This window comes from Streptomyces sp. GL_141 (assembly GCF_057834385.1).
The window spans coordinates 2,113,876-2,130,428 of sequence record NZ_CM174402.1 but is presented as its reverse complement, the minus strand read 5'-3'; the positions used below and the strand labels follow the sequence as shown (position 1 = coordinate 2,130,428).

The 16,553-nt window shown below is 71.9% G+C and carries 15 protein-coding genes; 13 read left to right on the top strand and 2 right to left on the bottom strand.

The annotated features are described in order from the left end of the window. Positions 1-31: 31 nt before the first annotated feature. Positions 32-823: a transcriptional repressor LexA gene (lexA, locus tag AC3IX6_RS08970; RefSeq protein ID WP_489369697.1), complete on the bottom strand. Its 792-nt coding sequence runs from the start codon at positions 821-823 to the stop codon at positions 32-34. 477 nt (positions 824-1,300) lie between these two features. Here lexA and nrdR point away from each other — a divergent pair, with 477 nt between their 5' ends. From nrdR to AC3IX6_RS08910, 12 genes are all read left to right on the top strand, one after another. Continuing rightward, the gene (gene nrdR / locus AC3IX6_RS08965; RefSeq protein WP_489369696.1) at positions 1,301-1,810 is read left to right on the top strand and encodes a transcriptional regulator NrdR; all 510 of its coding nucleotides are present in this window, start codon (positions 1,301-1,303) and stop codon (positions 1,808-1,810) included. A 144-nt stretch (positions 1,811-1,954) separates the two neighbouring features. Further along, positions 1,955-4,849, top strand: coding sequence for a vitamin B12-dependent ribonucleotide reductase (locus AC3IX6_RS08960; RefSeq protein WP_489369695.1), 2,895 nt, complete (start codon positions 1,955-1,957; stop codon positions 4,847-4,849). Positions 4,850-5,023: 174 nt separating this feature from the next. Further along, positions 5,024-5,365 carry a metalloregulator ArsR/SmtB family transcription factor gene (locus AC3IX6_RS08955; RefSeq protein ID WP_489369694.1) on the top strand — a complete coding sequence of 114 codons (342 nt, stop codon included), beginning with the start codon at positions 5,024-5,026 and terminating at the stop codon, positions 5,363-5,365. Beyond that, positions 5,362-6,108, top strand: coding sequence for a DUF2071 domain-containing protein (locus AC3IX6_RS08950; RefSeq protein WP_489369693.1), 747 nt, complete (start codon positions 5,362-5,364; stop codon positions 6,106-6,108). Before AC3IX6_RS08955 ends, AC3IX6_RS08950 begins: the two co-directional genes overlap by 4 nt. A 97-nt stretch (positions 6,109-6,205) precedes the next feature. Next, on the top strand, positions 6,206-7,030 hold the full coding sequence (locus tag AC3IX6_RS08945) for an arylamine N-acetyltransferase family protein (protein WP_489369692.1): 825 nt from the start codon (positions 6,206-6,208) through the stop codon (positions 7,028-7,030). A 32-nt stretch (positions 7,031-7,062) separates the two neighbouring features. Then, the gene (locus AC3IX6_RS08940) at positions 7,063-7,668 is read left to right on the top strand and encodes a YdbC family protein (RefSeq protein ID WP_250748831.1); all 606 of its coding nucleotides are present in this window, start codon (positions 7,063-7,065) and stop codon (positions 7,666-7,668) included. A 95-nt stretch (positions 7,669-7,763) separates the two neighbouring features. Further along, complete coding sequence (locus AC3IX6_RS08935; RefSeq protein WP_489369691.1) at positions 7,764-8,423, top strand: histidine phosphatase family protein; 660 nt, start codon at positions 7,764-7,766, stop codon at positions 8,421-8,423. 11 nt (positions 8,424-8,434) lie between these two features. Further along, positions 8,435-9,349 (top strand): ADP-ribosylglycohydrolase family protein, encoded by a 915-nt coding sequence (locus AC3IX6_RS08930; protein ID WP_489369690.1) that lies wholly within the window; start codon positions 8,435-8,437, stop codon positions 9,347-9,349. A 138-nt stretch (positions 9,350-9,487) separates the two neighbouring features. Then, a complete protein-coding gene (locus tag AC3IX6_RS08925) occupies positions 9,488-11,233 on the top strand; it encodes a DUF4153 domain-containing protein (RefSeq protein ID WP_489369689.1) in 1,746 nt (581 codons plus the stop codon). Between the two features lie 12 nt (positions 11,234-11,245). Continuing rightward, a complete protein-coding gene (locus AC3IX6_RS08920; protein ID WP_489371379.1) occupies positions 11,246-11,716 on the top strand; it encodes a TetR/AcrR family transcriptional regulator C-terminal ligand-binding domain-containing protein in 471 nt (156 codons plus the stop codon). A gap of 123 nt (positions 11,717-11,839) precedes the next feature. Then, positions 11,840-12,550: a ribonuclease HII gene (gene rnhB, locus AC3IX6_RS08915; protein ID WP_489369688.1), complete on the top strand. Its 711-nt coding sequence runs from the start codon at positions 11,840-11,842 to the stop codon at positions 12,548-12,550. 59 nt (positions 12,551-12,609) lie between these two features. Next, the gene (locus AC3IX6_RS08910; RefSeq protein ID WP_489369687.1) at positions 12,610-13,206 is read left to right on the top strand and encodes a hypothetical protein; all 597 of its coding nucleotides are present in this window, start codon (positions 12,610-12,612) and stop codon (positions 13,204-13,206) included. A 180-nt stretch (positions 13,207-13,386) separates the two neighbouring features. On the opposite strand, the gene AC3IX6_RS08905 is transcribed toward AC3IX6_RS08910, so the two are convergent. Then, positions 13,387-14,016, bottom strand: coding sequence for a hypothetical protein (locus tag AC3IX6_RS08905; protein ID WP_489369686.1), 630 nt, complete (start codon positions 14,014-14,016; stop codon positions 13,387-13,389). A 362-nt stretch (positions 14,017-14,378) separates the two neighbouring features. Here AC3IX6_RS08905 and AC3IX6_RS08900 point away from each other — a divergent pair, with 362 nt between their 5' ends. Next, positions 14,379-16,529, top strand: coding sequence for a RecQ family ATP-dependent DNA helicase (locus AC3IX6_RS08900; protein WP_489369685.1), 2,151 nt, complete (start codon positions 14,379-14,381; stop codon positions 16,527-16,529). Positions 16,530-16,553: the final 24 nt, after the last annotated feature.

The following is a 16,553-nucleotide window of genomic DNA, read 5'->3' as shown; positions in this document are numbered from 1 at the left end:
AGGTCCCAGGGCTGGATGAGGGCGCGGGCAGTCAGAGCCGGCGCAGTACCGCCACGACCTTGCCGAGGATGGTGGCCTCGTCGCCGGGGATCGGCTGGTAGGCGGCGTTGTGCGGGAGCAGCCAGACATGGCCGTCCTCGCGCTTGAAGCGCTTGACCGTGGCCTCGCCTTCGAGCATGGCGGCGACGATGTCGCCGTTCTCCGCGACGGGCTGGCGGCGGACGGTCACCCAGTCGCCGTCACAGATCGCGGCCTCGACCATCGAGTCGCCCACGACCTTGAGGCAGAACAGCTCTCCGTCGCCCACGAGCTGGCGGGGGAGGGGGAACACGTCCTCCACCGACTCCTCGGCGAGGATCGGGCCACCGGCCGCGATCCGGCCGACCAGGGGCACGTACGAGGCCGCGGGCTTGCCCGTGGTGTCCGTGGGCTGCGAGCTGGGCTGGTCGGAGCCGCGGACCTCGTACGCCCGGGGGCGGTGGGGGTCGCGGCGCAGGAAGCCCTTGCGCTCCAGGGCCATCAGCTGGTGCGCGACCGAAGAGGTGCTGGACAGGCCGACCGCCTGGCCGATCTCCCGCATCGACGGCGGGTAGCCGCGCCGCTGCACCGAGTCGCGAATGACCTCGATGACCCTCCGCTGCCGGTCCGTGAGCCCGGAGCTGTCGGCGCGGATGCCTGGAGGTCGCCCTGGCAGCGAGCGTGCGGGGCGTACGGGCTCCGCCTCCGGGTTCAGACTTGCGTCATTCATGGCATGCACCGGCTCAAGTCGGCTCTGGGAGCGGTTCTGGGCAGTGATGGTGGCACTGTCTGCGGTGGTGGTCACGTCGGCCCCTCTCGAAATGTTCTCCCTAGCTGGACAACGGTAGTTGCTTTCGAAAGGTTGCGCCAAACACACGTTCGAGTGAAAAATCGGAGATCACCCACCGTGTTCACTTCGTGAGGTGTATATGCCGCCGACGGGCCGTCCGGGCCGAACGGGGGTTCGGCTCCGGAGCCACTGCTTACGGTACCCTTCCGGGTCGGGTCGCCGCCGTCCGGGTCTGTGCCCAGTGTGGCACCGCGAGGCCTGTTATCCGGCCACCGGACGCCGCGACACGCGGAGCGGTGTAAATCCACCACAACCCAAGATCTAGTGGTTGGATGAGCGCTGCCACCCAGAAGTTGTGGTCCTCGGTCGGCCGGGGCCCTCGACATCGCATATGCTTGTGGCTGCTTCGAGAGCCTCCGACAGAGCTTCGACTCTGCCGTTCAGGGGTCTCACGAGGTGATTCAGTCGTGCCAAGAGGAGGGTGAGGGAACCATGCACTGCCCCTTCTGCAGGCACCCCGACAGCCGTGTCGTCGACAGTCGCACCACCGACGACGGCACGTCGATCCGCCGGCGCCGCCAGTGCCCCGACTGCTCCCGTCGCTTCACGACGGTGGAGACGGCCTCACTGATGGTGATCAAGCGCAGCGGGGTGACCGAACCCTTCAGCCGTACCAAGGTCATCTCCGGCGTGCGCAAGGCGTGCCAGGGGCGGCCGGTCACCGAGGACGCCCTCGCCAAACTCGGCCAGCGGGTCGAGGAGGCGCTGCGCGCCACCGGGAGCGCCGAGCTGACCACCCACGACGTGGGTCTGGCCATACTCGGCCCGTTGCAGGACCTCGATCTGGTCGCTTACCTCCGGTTCGCGTCCGTTTACAAGGCGTTCGACACACTCGAAGACTTCGAGACCGCCATCGCGGAACTCCGCGTGCCGCGGCCTCACCAAGAGTGCGAGCCCGGTGGGACCGCTCCGGTCCCCGTGCCCGCCTCCGCCGCCGACTGACCGGCCTGCCCGTTCCCCGTCGCACGCGCGTCGTGGAACGGCCGGTGGGTCCGGCGAAGAAGACGTAGATACAAGACACACAGCACCGTGCCGCGGAATAGCGCTGGCACTTTAGGGCGTTTTGCCCGCATTGGGAGGAACGGCATGACAGAGACGGCGAGCAGCTCGGCACGAGGTTCCCGCGCCAAGGGCACCAAGACTGCCAAGAGCGGCCTGCGTATCGAGCGCATCCACACCACCCCGGGCGTGCACCCGTACGACGAGGTGACCTGGGCGCGCCGCGACGTCGTCATGACCAACTGGCGCGACGGCTCGGTGAACTTCGAGCAGTACGGCGTCGAGTTCCCCGACTTCTGGTCGGTGAACGCGGTCAACATCGTCACCAGCAAGTACTTCCGCGGTGCGGTCGGCACCCCGCAGCGCGAGACCGGTCTGAAGCAGCTCATCGACCGGATCGTGAAGACGTACACGAAGGCCGGCGAGGACTTCGACTACTTCACGTCGCCCGCCGACGCGGAGATCTTCGAGCACGAGCTGACCTACGCGCTCCTGCACCAGATCTTCAGCTTCAACTCGCCGGTGTGGTTCAACGTCGGCACGCCCCAGCCGCAGCAGGTCTCCGCCTGCTTCATCCTGGCCGTCGACGACTCCATGGAGTCGATCCTCGACTGGTACAAGGAAGAGGGCATGATCTTCAAGGGCGGCTCCGGCGCCGGCCTGAACCTCTCCCGCATCCGCTCCTCCAAGGAGCTCCTCTCCTCCGGCGGCAACGCCTCCGGCCCGGTCTCCTTCATGCGCGGCGCCGACGCGTCCGCCGGAACGATCAAGTCGGGCGGCGCCACCCGCCGCGCGGCCAAGATGGTCGTCCTGGACGTGGACCACCCGGACGTCGAGGACTTCATCGCCACCAAGGTGAAGGAAGAGGAGAAGATCCGCGCCCTGCGCGACGCGGGCTTCGACATGGACCTGGGCGGCGACGACATCACGTCCGTCCAGTACCAGAACGCCAACAACTCCGTCCGCGTGAACGACGAGTTCATGACGGCCGTCGAGAACGGCACCGAGTTCGGCCTGCGCGCCCGCATGACCGGCGAGGTCATCGAGACGGTCGACGCCAAGTCGCTCTTCCGCAAGCTCGCCGAGGCCGCGTGGGCCTGCGCCGACCCGGGCATCCAGTACGACGGTGTGATCAACAACTGGCACACCTGCCCCGAGTCCGGCCGCATCACCGCGTCCAACCCGTGCAGCGAGTACATGCACCTGGACAACACGTCCTGCAACCTCGCTTCGCTGAACCTGATGAAGTTCCTCGACGACGACGGCAAGGGCAACCAGTCCTTCGACGCCGAGCGCTTCTCCAAGGTCGTCGAGCTGGTCATCACCGCGATGGACATCTCCATCTGCTTCGCGGACTTCCCGACGCAGAAGATCGGCGAGAACACCCGCGCCTTCCGCCAGCTGGGCATCGGCTACGCCAACCTCGGCGCCCTGCTGATGGCCACCGGCCACGCGTACGACTCCGACGGCGGCCGCACCCTCGCCGCGTCGATCACCTCGCTGATGACCGGTACCGCGTACAAGCGCTCCGCCGAGCTGGCCGCGATCGTCGGCCCGTACGACGGCTACGCCCGCAACGCCGAGTCGCACAAGCGCGTCATGAAGCAGCACGCCGACGCCAACGCCGTCGCGCCGCGCACCGAGGACCTGGACAACGTCATCTGGGCCGCGGCCACCGAGGCCTGGCAGGACGTGATCCGCCTCGGCGAGAAGAACGGCTTCCGCAACTCGCAGGCCTCCGTCCTCGCGCCGACCGGCACCATCGGTCTCGCGATGTCCTGTGACACCACCGGTGTCGAGCCGGACCTGGCCCTGGTCAAGTTCAAGAAGCTCGTCGGCGGCGGCTCGATGCAGATCGTCAACGGCACCGTTCCGCAGGCCCTGCGCCGCATGGGCTACCAGGAAGAGCAGATCGAGGCGATCGTCGCCCACATCGCCGAGCACGGCGTGGTCGTCGACGCCCCGGGCCTGAAGCAGGAGCACTACTCGGTCTTCGACTGCGCGATGGGCGAGCGTTCCATCTCCGCGATGGGCCACGTGCGCATGATGGCCGCGATCCAGCCCTGGATCTCCGGCGCGATCTCGAAGACGGTCAACATGCCGGAGACGGCGACCGTCGAGGAGATCGAGGAGATCTACTTCGAGGCGTGGAAGCTGGGCGTCAAGGCGCTCGCGATCTACCGCGACAACTGCAAGGTCGGCCAGCCCCTCTCCGCGAAGAAGAAGGAAGAGGAGAAGGTCGAGGTCACCGAGAAGGCCGAGGAGACCATCCGCACGGCGGTCGAGAAGGTCATCGAGTACCGCCCGGTCCGCAAGCGCCTCCCGAAGGGCCGCCCGGGGATCACCACCTCCTTCACGGTCGGTGGCGCCGAGGGCTACATGACCGCGAACTCCTACCCGGACGACGGTCTCGGCGAGGTCTTCCTGAAGATGTCCAAGCAGGGTTCGACCCTCGCGGGCATGATGGACGCCTTCTCGATCGCCGTCTCGGTCGGTCTGCAGTACGGCGTCCCGCTGGAGACGTACGTCGCGAAGTTCACGAACATGCGCTTCGAGCCGGCCGGCATGACGGACGACCCGGACGTGCGGATGGCGCAGTCGATCGTCGACTACATCTTCCGTCGCGTGGCGCTCGACTTCCTGCCCTTCGAGACCCGCTCGGCCCTCGGCATCCACTCCGCCGAGGAGCGTCAGCGCCACCTGGACACCGGTTCCTACGAGCCCCTCGACGAGGAGCTCGACACGGAGTCCCTGACCCAGGCGGCCCCGCTCGCCGCGGTCCAGGCCGTCCCGGCCCCCAAGCCGGTCGCGATCGTCCCGGCCCCGGCCGCCAAGACGGCGCACTCCAACGCCGAACTGGTCGAGATGCAGCTCGGCGTCTCCGCCGACGCCCCGCTGTGCTTCTCCTGCGGTACGAAGATGCAGCGCGCCGGCTCCTGCTACATCTGCGAGGGCTGCGGCTCCACCAGCGGCTGCAGCTGACACCGGCGGTAGCCGTCGGCGCGGGACGCACCCGCGCGGACGGCTGACCAGCGGCTCATGAAGGGGACCGGCCATCGGCCGGTCCCCTTCGTCGTGCCCTCGGCCCGGTGCCGACGTGGTCGTGCCGGGGTGGTGCTGTATTTAGCTAATTAGCTCATGTGCTAAAAAGATCGCATGGCTGAGAACAGCGAGAGCGACGACGATGCCGGCGTCTTCCGGGCGCTCGCCGACCCCACGCGGCGCCAGATCCTGGAGGATCTGCGCGGCGGGGAGCTGGCGGCCGGGGAGATCGCCGGCCGGTTCACCATCAGCGCCCCGTCCGTGTCGCGGCACCTGGGGGTGCTGAAGTCCGCGGGGCTGGTGCGGGAGCGGCGCGACGGCAACCGCATCCTCTACACGCTCGTCGAGGAGCGGCTGGCCGCCTCCGTCGGGCGGTTCCTCAGCATGGTGTGCCCGGAGCAGATCGTGCTGCGGCACCAGCGGCGCAAGAACGAGTCGGGAGAGAGCGCGGAATGATCAGTCTGAAGCTCGCGAGTGTCATCGAGCGGCGGCTGCTCGTGAACTACCGGGTCGAGCCCGAGGTGGCGGCGGGACTGCTGCCGGCCGGGATGAGGCCGCAGCTCGTCGGCGGCTGGGCCGTTGCCGGGATCTGCCTGCTGCGGCTCGGGGACACCCGGCCGAGGTGGGCGCCGGCCGGTACCGGAGTGCGCAGCGAGAACGCGGCGCACCGGATCTCCGTCGAATGGGACGGACCGGACGGGGTCGAGGCGGGCGTCTGGATCCCGCGCCGCGACAGCGGTTCCCGGCTCAACGTCCTGGCGGGCGGCCGGCTGTTCCCCGGGGCGCACGGGGCGGCCGTCTTCGACGTACGGGAGACCCCGCAGGAGATCGGGGTCGCGTACGAGACCAAGGACGCCTCCACGCGGGTCGGCGTCGTGGCCCGGGTCGCGGACGAACTGCGCGGCAGCCGGCTGTTCGGGGACCTGGCCGAGGCCTCCGAGTTCTTCCGGCAGGGTGACCGCGGATACTCGCCGGCCAGTGCCGAGGGACGGCTCGACGGCATGCAACTGCACACGGACGCGTGGCGGGTGGAGGCCACCGAGGTCACCCGCGCCGAGTCCTCCTTCTTCGAGGACCCCGAGCGCTTCCCGGCCGGCACGGCGCACTTCGACTGCGCCCTGCTGATGCGCGACGTGCCCGTGGAGTGGCACCCGCTGGGCTCCGCCGCCGGTGCGGGGTGTGCCGTGCCGGCCGCGTGAAAGCGGTTTGGCGTCCCGGGCCGGCGAGCCGATCATTGTGCCGGGGCGGCCGTGACCGGGCGCCCCGTACGTGACGGCACGGTGTGGGGGAGCAGCCATGTGGAACGGTGACGCACTGGATCTGGACGCCTATCTGGCGAGGATCGGCTGGAGCGGCGGGGAACTCCGGCCGGACCTGGAGACGTTGAAGGCAGTGCACCGGGCGCATGCCGGTGCGATCACCTTCGAGAGCCTGGACGTGCTGTTCGGCCGCCCCGTCGGGCTGGACGTCAAGACGGTCGAGGACAAGCTCGTGCACGGCCGCCGCGGCGGCTACTGCTACGAGCAGAACACCCTGCTGGCCGCCGCCCTGGAGCGGATCGGCTTCGAGGTCTCCGGACGCGGCGCCCGCAACCGCACCCGGGGGGACACCCTGACCGCGGTGACGCACGCCGTGCTCGTCGTCACCGTCGAGGGAGAACCGTGGCTCTGCGACGCCGGGTTCGGCTGGCAGGGGCCGCGCGAGCCCGTGCCGCTGGCGCGCCCCGGCGCGGAAGTGCGCCAGGGGGAGTGGGTGTTCCGCGTCCGGGAGGAAGCGGACGGGGTCCTCGTGCTGTGCGTGCCCCGCGAGGGCGTCTGGAGGGACCTGTACGCCTTCTCCCCGCAGCCCTACCACCCCGTCGACTACGTGGTGCTGAACCACTACAGCTCCTCGCACCCCCGCTCCGCCTTCGTCGGCCGGGTCGTGGTCCAGCGGCAGGGCGACTCCGAGCGCCTGGCCCTCGTAGGGCGGGAGCTTTCCCGGCTGCTCCCCGACGGGCGGACCGAGCGGCGGGAGGTGCCGGCCGGAGAACTGCTCGCCCTGCTCGGGCGGGAGTTCGGGCTTCGGCTGTCCGAGCGGGACGCGGCGGAACTCCTTCGGATGTACCGCGCCGAGGACTGACCCGGGCCCCGCCGGGCCCGTACGATGGCGCAGTGCTGGTCAAGTGGATTCGCTGCACGGTGACGGACCGACGCGGGTTCGAGCGCGGGCAGCGCAAATGGGCGGGGCTGCCCGGCGAACCCGGATTCCGGGGGCAGGGCGGCGGCTGGAGCCGGGGCCGGCAGGGGGTGGCGCACGTCTTCACCTTCTGGGAGAGCCGTTCCTTCTACGACTCCTTCATGGCCCGCTCCCACGACCGGCTGGCCGCTTCCCAGAACGGCACCTACACCGACGCGCGGGTCACGCTCTTCGACCACCGCTTCGACGTGAAGACCGGCTTCGAACCGCGCTTCACCGACGCCGACGTCGTCCGGGTCGCCCACACCCGGGTGCGCGAAGGCCGCGTGGACCATTTCGCGCTCATGCAGGAGAAGGTCTGGAACCCGGCCATGGCGGGCTCGCCCGGCATGGTCCGCGGCCTCTTCGGCGAGGCTCCCGGCCGCGAGTTCCTGGTGCTGTCGATGTGGCACGCGGCGGCCGAACACGGCAAGTACCGGCAGGAACGCGTCGAACGGCTGTCGCTGCGCGCCCAGATCCAGGCCGACGTGGAGGCCCTCACCGGGGACGTCGTCGACCTCGAACCGTCCTGGACGGTGTGACCGGGTGAGTCTGACGACCCGACTGTATGGTCGCCGCCGGGCCCGACCGGCGAGCCCGGTCGATGGGCCCGGCGATGGCCGAATAGGGTCGTGGAATGGTTCGACCACGGCGCATCGTCCTTGTCCGGCACGGGGAATCGGAGGGCAATGCCGATGACACGGTGTACGAGAGGGAGCCCGACCACGCCCTCCGGCTGACCCGCACCGGGCGCGAGCAGGCGGCCGAGGCCGGCGTGCGCCTGCGCGATCTCTTCGGGGACGAGCACGTCAGCGCGTACGTCTCCCCCTACCGCCGGACCCTGCAGACCTTCCGCGAGCTGCGCCTGGACCCGACGCGCGTACGGATGCGCGAGGAGCCGAGGCTGCGCGAGCAGGACTGGGGGAACTGGCAGGAGCGGGAGGACGTACGACTGCAGAAGGCCTACCGGGACGCGTACGGGCACTTCTTCTACCGCTTCGCGCAGGGGGAGTCGGGCGCGGACGTGTACGACCGGGTCGGGGCCTTCCTGGAGAGCCTCTACCGCAGCTTCGAGGCCCCGGACCATCCCGAGAACGTGCTGCTCGTGACGCACGGCCTGACGATGAGGCTGTTCTGCATGCGCTGGTTCCACTGGTCCGTGGCCGAGTTCGAAGCCCTCTCCAACCCGGGGAACGGCGAGTACCGGGTGCTCCTGCTGGGCTCCGACGGCCGGTACCGGATGGACCGCCCGTTTGAGCGGTGGACCACACCCGAGCCTTATGACCTGGACGGCTAGAGTGACGCGGGATGACCTCTGACTCCTCTCCCGAAGGGCGCTACGCACGCGCCATGGCCAGCCTCCGAGGTCTGGCCCTGGGCGACGCACTGGGTTCCCAGTACTTCGTCCCCGTGAACTACCCGCTGCTCAAGCGGCGCGAGCTGCCCGCCGGCAGCGATCCGTGGCAGTGGACCGACGACACCGAGATGGCCTGCTCGGTGGTGGCCGTGCTCGCCGGGCACGGCCGGGTGGACCAGGACGCGCTGGCCGCCTCCTTCGCACACCACCACGACTTCGACCGCGGCTACGGGCCCGCCGTGAACCGGATGCTGCGCCTGGTCCGCGAGGGCGCGGACTGGCGCACGCTCGCCGCGGAACTGTTCAACGGGCAGGGTTCCTGGGGCAACGGCGCGGCCATGCGGGTCGCCCCGCTGGGCGCCTGGTACGCCGACGACCCGGAGCAGGCCACCCACCAGGCGGAGATCTCCGCCTACACCACCCACCAGCACCGCGAGGCGGTGTGCGGCGCGATGGCCGTGGCCGCCGCGGCCGCGCTGGCGGCCGATCCGGCCGGGCCGCCGAAGGCCGCCGACCTGCTGGACGGGGTGATCGCGCTCGTTCCGCGTAGCGCGGTGGGCGCCGGGGTGCGGCGGGCGCGCGACATGCTCGACTACGGCGACGCGACCACCGTCGCCGCCGTACTGGGCTGCGGACGGCGCACCAGCGCCCACGACACGGTGCCGTTCGCCCTGTGGTCGGCGGCGCGGGGTCTGGACGACTACGAGCGGGCCTTCTGGACCACCGCCCAGGTGGGCGGCGACGTGGACACCACCTGCGCGATCGTCGGCGGGGTGCTGGGCGCACGCGGGGACGCGGTGCTGCCGCGGGCCTGGCTGGCCCGGACCGAGGCGCTGCCGGCCTGGCTGCCGGAGTCCGCGGAGTAGTCGCGCACCCTTCTGTTTGTCACGGTCCTGCCACAGGCATCTTTTGAGCCTGTTCAAAACTGCGGGTGACCGGCCTACTCTGTCGGCTTCGCTATCCCTGCCCGACGGCCGGGGCGGCCGACAGGGGAGGGGAACCCGATGTCAGCAGGGAACACCGGCGCGGAGAACACCGGCGCGGAGAAGGCCGGGACGGAGAAGGCCGGGACGGCGGACGCCGCGGGCGCGGGGGCCGACGCGGCGTCCGCTCCCTCCGCACCATCCGCGCCCGCACCATCCGCGTCCGCACCACCCGCGCCCGCACCACCCGCGTCCGCGCCGCCCGGCTGGGATCCCAAGGCCTGGCAGGCCCACCAGTTGCGCAAGGAGCGCGCCGCCTCCGGCGCCTGGTCGATGGCCCCGCTCGCCTGGGCCGAGGCCGCGCGCCCGGCCGCCGTCGGACCGGTACCGGCCGTCGTGCTGGGCGCCGTGCTCGCCTCCGGCCTCGCCGCCTCCCTGCTCCTCGGCGAGGGGCTGGGCCCGGGGCTGCTCCTCGCGGTCCTGCCGGCGCTCGTGGCCGCCTACGCTGCCGCCCGTACGGCCGGCCGCGGGCTGCGCCCGTGGACCGCGCTCTGGGCGCTCGGCTGTCTCGCGCTGCTCGCCGTCCCCGCCCTGCGCGCCTCCGCCTGGCCGGCCGTGCTGGCCCTGTTCGCGGCTCTCCTGACGGGAGCCCTGGCCCTGCACGGCAGCCGCAGTTGGCCCGGCATCCTGCTCGGCCCCGTCGGCCTCCTGGACTCCGCCGTCCTCGGGGTGCGCTGGGTCTGGAGCGGTCTGCGCTCGCGCGGCGAAGGGCGCCGGGAGAGCTGGCTGCCGGTGGCGAAGGCCGTGGTGGTGGCCGTGGTCCTGCTGGCGCTCTTCGGCGCCCTGTTCGCCTCCGCCGACGCCGCGTTCGCCGACCTGCTGAGCGGGCTGACCCCCGACATCAGCGGCATCGGCGGCCCGGTCCGCTTCCTGCTCTTCGCGGTGGGCCTCCTCGTCGCGATCGCCGTCGCCCGCGCGGCCGCCGCCCCCTCCCGCTGGGACCGGATCGCGGTGCGCCCGGGGAAGGCGCGCTCGCGGGTGGAGTGGGCCCTTCCGCTCATCGTGCTGAACCTGCTCTTCGCCGCGTTCAACGCCGTCCAGCTCGCCGTCCTCTTCGGCGGCTACCGCAAGGTCCTGGAGGCCACCGGCCTCACCTACGCCGCGTACGCGCGCCAGGGCTTCTGGCAGCTGCTCTGGGCCACGCTGCTCACCCTCGCCGTCATCGCGCTCGCCCTGCGCTGGGCCCCGCGCGACGGAGCCGGCGACCGGCGGCTGGTGCGCGTCGTGCTCGGCACGCTCTGCGCGCTCACCCTCGTGGTCGTCGCCTCGGCGCTCCGCCGCATGGACCTGTACGTGGACGCGTACGGGCTGACCAGGCTGCGCCTGTCGGTCGCCGGTGTGGAGCTGTGGCTCGGGCTGGTCATCGTACTGATCATGGTGGGAGGGGTGTTCGGCGCGCGATGGCTGCCCCGCGCGGTCGCGGGGAGCGCCGTGGCGGCCGTACTGGCCTTCGGGCTGATGTCCCCGGACGGGGTGATCGCGGAGGGCAACGTCACGCGGTACGAACAGGACGGCAAGATCGACCTGGCCTACTTCCAGTCGCTGTCGGCGGACGCGGTACCCGCCCTGGACCGGCTGCCCGAGCCCCAGCGCTCCTGCGCCCTGCGCGGGATCGCCAGGGAGCTGGCGGCGGCGGGCCGGACGCCCTGGTACGCGACGAGCCTGGGGGAGCGCCGGGCCCGGGAGATCCTGGGCGAGCGCGGGGTGAGCGCCTCGTACGAGCAGTGCAAGGGCCTGGGGGCCTTCGGGAGCCGGATCGAGTACTAGGGGGTGTCCGCAATGTCATTGCGGACACGCCCTAGGGCCGCCGGTCCGCGCGGGGCCCGCCGTACGGGACGCCCGCGCGGCCCCGGGGCGCGGGCCCGAACTCGAACGGGCGATTCTCGGCGCCGCGTTGGAGCGGCTGAGCACCGCGGGCCGGCACGCCCTCATCGTGGAGGGCGTCGCCTCGGGAGCGCGGACGGGCAGGCGTTGAGGGTGGTGCTTCACGAGTGCGATCACCTCCCTGTGGAGCGGTTCCGGTGCCTGGTCCGGGCCGGGCTGTGCGAACCGGCGCATGGGTTGATCGGTGAGCTGGTGCGTCATGGAAACGAGCGGGGGGAGATTCGGTCGGACGTGACCGGTCCGCTTCTCGGTGAGGTCATTCCGGTGCTGATGACGTACCGAGCGAAGGTGTGCGGGAGCGAATGGGCGGACGCGGAAATCGCCGAGGTGGGCGACGGGATGATGGTTCCGCTGCCCAGGGTGTGAGACGGGCCGGGGTGGGTGGCGCGGCGCCGAGGTGGCCGGGGCGCGGCGCGAAGGGGGCGGTGGCGCGGCGGGGAGGGGGCGGGGTGTGCAGGCGGCCCGGGGCGGCGTAACCTTGCTGGCGCCATGCCGTACGAAGCACCCACTCACACCGTCGAACGCTCCCTCCGAGCGACCACCGGCGCCAAGGTCATCGCCGGGGTCGACGAAGTCGGACGAGGGGCCTGGGCCGGTCCCGTCACCGTCTGCGCGGCGATCACCGGCCTGCGCCGGCCGCCCGCGGGACTCACCGACTCCAAATTGCTCACCGCCAAGCGCCGTGACGCGCTCGTCGGCGTCCTGGAGGACTGGGTCACGGCCTACGCCCTGGGCCACTCGTCCCCCGAGGAGATCGACGAGCTCGGGATGACCGCCGCCCTGCGCCTCGCCGCGGTGCGCGCCCTGGAGGCGCTGCCCGTGCGGCCCGACGCGGTGATACTCGACGGCAAGCACGACTACCTCGGTGCGCCCTGGCAGGTCCGGACGGTGATCAAGGGTGACCAGTCCTGCGTCGCCGTTGCCGCGGCCTCGGTGATCGCCAAGGTCCGGCGCGACCGGATGATGGCCGAGATCGGCGAACAGGGTGGCGGAATCGAGGACTTCGCTTTCGCCGCCAACGCCGGATACCCCTCGCCCGTGCACCGGGCGGCACTGGAGGAGCGGGGGCCGACCGCGTACCACCGGCTCTCCTGGTCCTACCTCGACGCGCTGCCCCGCTGGAGCCACCTCAAGAAGGTGCGCCGCAGCGAGGAATCGATGGAACTGGAAAACGGAGGCCAACTCGGCTTCGATTTCTGATCGCACGTACGTGCCACCAACCGGTACGTTTCGCACCGGTGTTTGATAGTTGTCAGCTCATGCCTCTCACCCCCGCCCCCGAGGAGCCTCAGATTCACGAGAGTGCCCAGGGTCCCCGCGTCACGCCGGCCGTAAGCCGCACCGCGCAGACCCCCCGCCCCGTACCCGGTCCGCGTCCCGCCCCCAGGCCCGCGCCGCCCGCGCCGCGGAAACCGCAGGCCACCCCCGTTCCCGTAGCCGCCACCGCACCTTCGGTCTCGGCGGCCGTCCCGCAGGTCCAGCTGATCCCGGCATCCGCCGAGGGCGCGCTGGACGCGGCCGAAGAGGCTGTGGACCTGCTGCTCGACACCGGGCGGGCGCCCGGTGACATCCTGGTGCTCACCACCGGCGACCCGCACCCGTGGGCCGCGCACGAGCTGTCCTTCGGCGAGGCCGCGTACTGGGCCCTGCACGATGCCGGGGACGACGTCTTCTACGCGGACGCGGCGCAGGTCAAGCGCGCTGCCGGCCGTCCCGTCGTGGTCTTCGCGGCCAACGGCGGACCCGTCGACGCGGCCGCCGGAGCCCTCCCGGTCGCGCTCGCGCGAGCCGGTGCGCTCCTGATCGTGTGCGGCGAGCCGCAGCAGATCAACTCCGTGCTGGGCGCGGGCGTCTGACGCTCCGTACCCCCGCACGGTCGACGGGCGGGGCGGGCCGGTGGCCGGCCCTGCCGAAGTCCGAGGCCTGACCAGCCGTACGCCCGTTCCGGGTGTACGGCCGTTGGTCGTTCCCGGGTACGCGGCCCTGCGGGCTCCGTGGGTCCGGCGGGTCCGGGCCGCGCGTGCGGCGCTACGGACTCAGCGTGCGGCGGTGCGGCGCAGGGCCTCCGAGGCCCCGCCGCCGCTGCGCAGGGAGAGCGGGGCGAACTCGGACGGTGCATCGCCGAGGCGCTCGGGCCGGGACTCCGAGCTGGGGCTCCGGCCGCCGCGGCCCTCGCCCAGCACCTGCCAGCCGCCCCGGGTCAGAGTGATGTAGGCGCCGCAGCGCAGCCCGTGCAGGGTGCACGCGTCCCGCAGCCCCCACATCCAGGCCCCGTCCTCCTCGGTCCAGCGCTCGTCGCCGTCGCGGCAGAACAGCAGCACGGCGGTCCGTACCGGGGTCCGTCGCCGCAGGTCGTGCGGAATGACCCGGCGCAGCCGGGAGAGCAGGGCGTTGCGGTACTCCCAGCCGTCGGCCGCGGTCGAGCGCTGCACGAAGGAGGCGCTGGCCACGAGCCGCTCCTCGGGCCCGAGCACGGCGATCACCGCCGTGGACGGGACGGGACCGTGCCGTGAATGCAGTCCGCTGACGACCTCGCGCGGGTTGCGCAGCAGCGGCACGCCCGACGCCGTCCACTCGGAGGGTTCCAGCAGCCTGCCGTGCCGGCTGGCGCCGCCGGTGGCCATGGTCAGGGACGTGGTCGAGGGCGGGGCGAATCCGAAGGTCACGGTCCTCCCTTCGGGTACACGCCCGCGTACGGGCACAGCTGGAGTGCGGGCGCGCCGCGGCACGGCCCAGGGATGCGCCGTCGAGCCGAGCGGGAGCAAGACAATTCTCGCGTGGCCCGTGAGCATGCGGCAACGAGCAATTGGAGCCGCCGACCGGAATTCGCCGGTATGCCGTTCATATCCTTGCCCCGCCACGCCGAAGATGACTCATTCGGGCAGGGCCGGACCACGGGCACCAGGGGAAACACCTCCTCGGCGGCCGGTCCGCCGCAGTGTTCGCGCGGCGCGGCGGACGGGTGGTGGGCCGCACGTCACGCTGGGTGAATTGGCCGATTGTCCTAGGCATCGGGTTGCATGGGGGCATGGAAAACCTGGAGCTCCGCGCTGAAGCCGATGCCATCCTCGCTGAGCTGGTCGGTGCCCCGCGGGGCTCGGCGCGGCTGCGGGAGGACCAGTGGCAGGCGGTGTCGGCCCTGGTGGAGGAGCGCCGGCGGGCCCTGGTGGTGCAGCGCACGGGGTGGGGAAAGTCGGCCGTGTACTTCGTGGCGACGGCCCTGCTGCGCCGTCGCGGCGCGGGCCCGACCGTGATCATCTCGCCGCTCCTGGCGCTGATGCGCAACCAGGTCGATGCGGCGGCGCGGGCCGGGATCCAGGCGCGCACGATCAACTCGGCCAACCCGGAGGAGTGGGAGACGATCTACGGGGAGGTCGAGCGGGGCGAGACCGACGTCCTCCTCGTGAGTCCCGAGCGCCTCAACTCGGTGGACTTCCGCGAGCAGGTCCTGCCCAAGCTGGCCGCCACGACCGGCCTGCTGGTGGTCGACGAGGCCCACTGCATCTCCGACTGGGGCCACGACTTCCGCCCCGACTACCGCCGGCTGCGCACCATGCTCGCCGAGCTCGCCCCCGGCGTGCCCGTGCTCGCCACCACCGCGACGGCCAACGCACGGGTCACCGCGGACGTGGCCGAGCAGCTGGGCACGGGAGGCGGGGGCGCTCTGGTCCTGCGCGGCCCGCTCGACCGGGAGAGCCTGCGGCTCGGCGTCCTGGAGCTGCCGAACGCGGCGCACCGGCTGGCGTGGCTCGGGGAGCGGCTGGGGGACCTGCCGGGCTCGGGAATCATCTACACGCTGACGGTGGCGGCCGCGGAGGAGGTCGCGGCGTTCCTGCGGCAGCGCGGGTATCCGGTGGCCTCCTACACGGGGAAGACGGAGAACGCCGATCGGCTGCAGGCCGAGGAGGATCTGCTCGCGAACCGAGTGAAGGCGCTGGTGGCGACCTCCGCGCTGGGCATGGGCTTCGACAAGCCGGACCTGGGGTTCGTGGTGCACCTGGGCTCTCCCTCGTCCCCGATCGCCTACTACCAGCAGGTGGGGCGTGCGGGACGCGGCGTGGACCACGCCGACGTGCTGCTGCTGCCGGGGCGGGAGGACGAGGCGATCTGGGCGTACTTCGCTTCGGTCGGGTTCCCTCCCGAGGAGCAGGTCCGGCGGACCCTGGACGTGCTGGAGCAGGCGGGCCGTCCGCTGTCGCTGCCGGCGCTGGAGCCGTTGGTGGATCTTCGGCGCTCGCGGCTGGAGACGATGCTCAAGGTCCTGGACGTGGACGGCGCGGTCAAGCGCGTGAAGGGGGGCTGGGCCTCCACCGGACAGCCGTGGGCCTACGACGCGCAGCGGTACGAGTGGGTGGCCCGGCAGCGGCAGGCCGAGCAGCAGGCCATGCGGGACTACGTGGCGACCACGGGGTGCCGGATGGAGTTCCTGCAGCGGCAGCTCGACGACGAGAAGGCGACGCCCTGCGGCCGCTGCGACTCCTGCGCCGGGCCCTGGCTCGATCCCGCCGTGTCCCACGGGGCCCTCGACGCGGCGACCGGTGAGCTGGACCGCCCGGGGGTCGAGGTCGAGCCCCGCCGCATGTGGCCCTCGGGCATGCCCGCGGTCGGCGTCGACCTCAAGGGCCGCATCCCCGCGGGCCAGCAGGCGGCCACGGGACGCGCGCTGGGGCGGCTGTCGGACATCGGCTGGGGCAACCGGCTGCGCCCGCTGCTGTCGGAGCAGGCCGCGGACGGCCCGGTTCCGGACGACGTGCTGGCGGCCGTGGTGACGGTGGTGGCCGACTGGGCCCGGTCGCCGGGCGGCTGGGCCGGTGGGGCGATGGCCCGGCCCGTGGGGATCGTGGCCATGCCCTCCCGCTCCCGCCCGCAGCTGGTGGGCTCGCTCGCCGAGGGCCTGGCCCGGGTCGGCCGGCTCCCGCTGCTGGGCAGCCTCGCCTACACCCCGCAGGCCGGCGAGTACGGCGCACACCGCAGCAACTCCGCCCAGCGGCTGCGCGCCCTGGCCGCCTCGTTCGCCGTCCCCGAGGAACTGGCCGCCGCTCTGGCCGCCACCCCCGGACCGGTCCTGCTCGTCGACGACTACGCCGACTCCGGCTGGTCCCTGGCCGTGGGCGCACGCCTGCTGCGCCAGAGCGGTGCCGACCAGGTGCTCCCCCTGACCCTGGCCCTGGCGGGCTGAAAGAACCCCGGAGCTCCCGGAGTC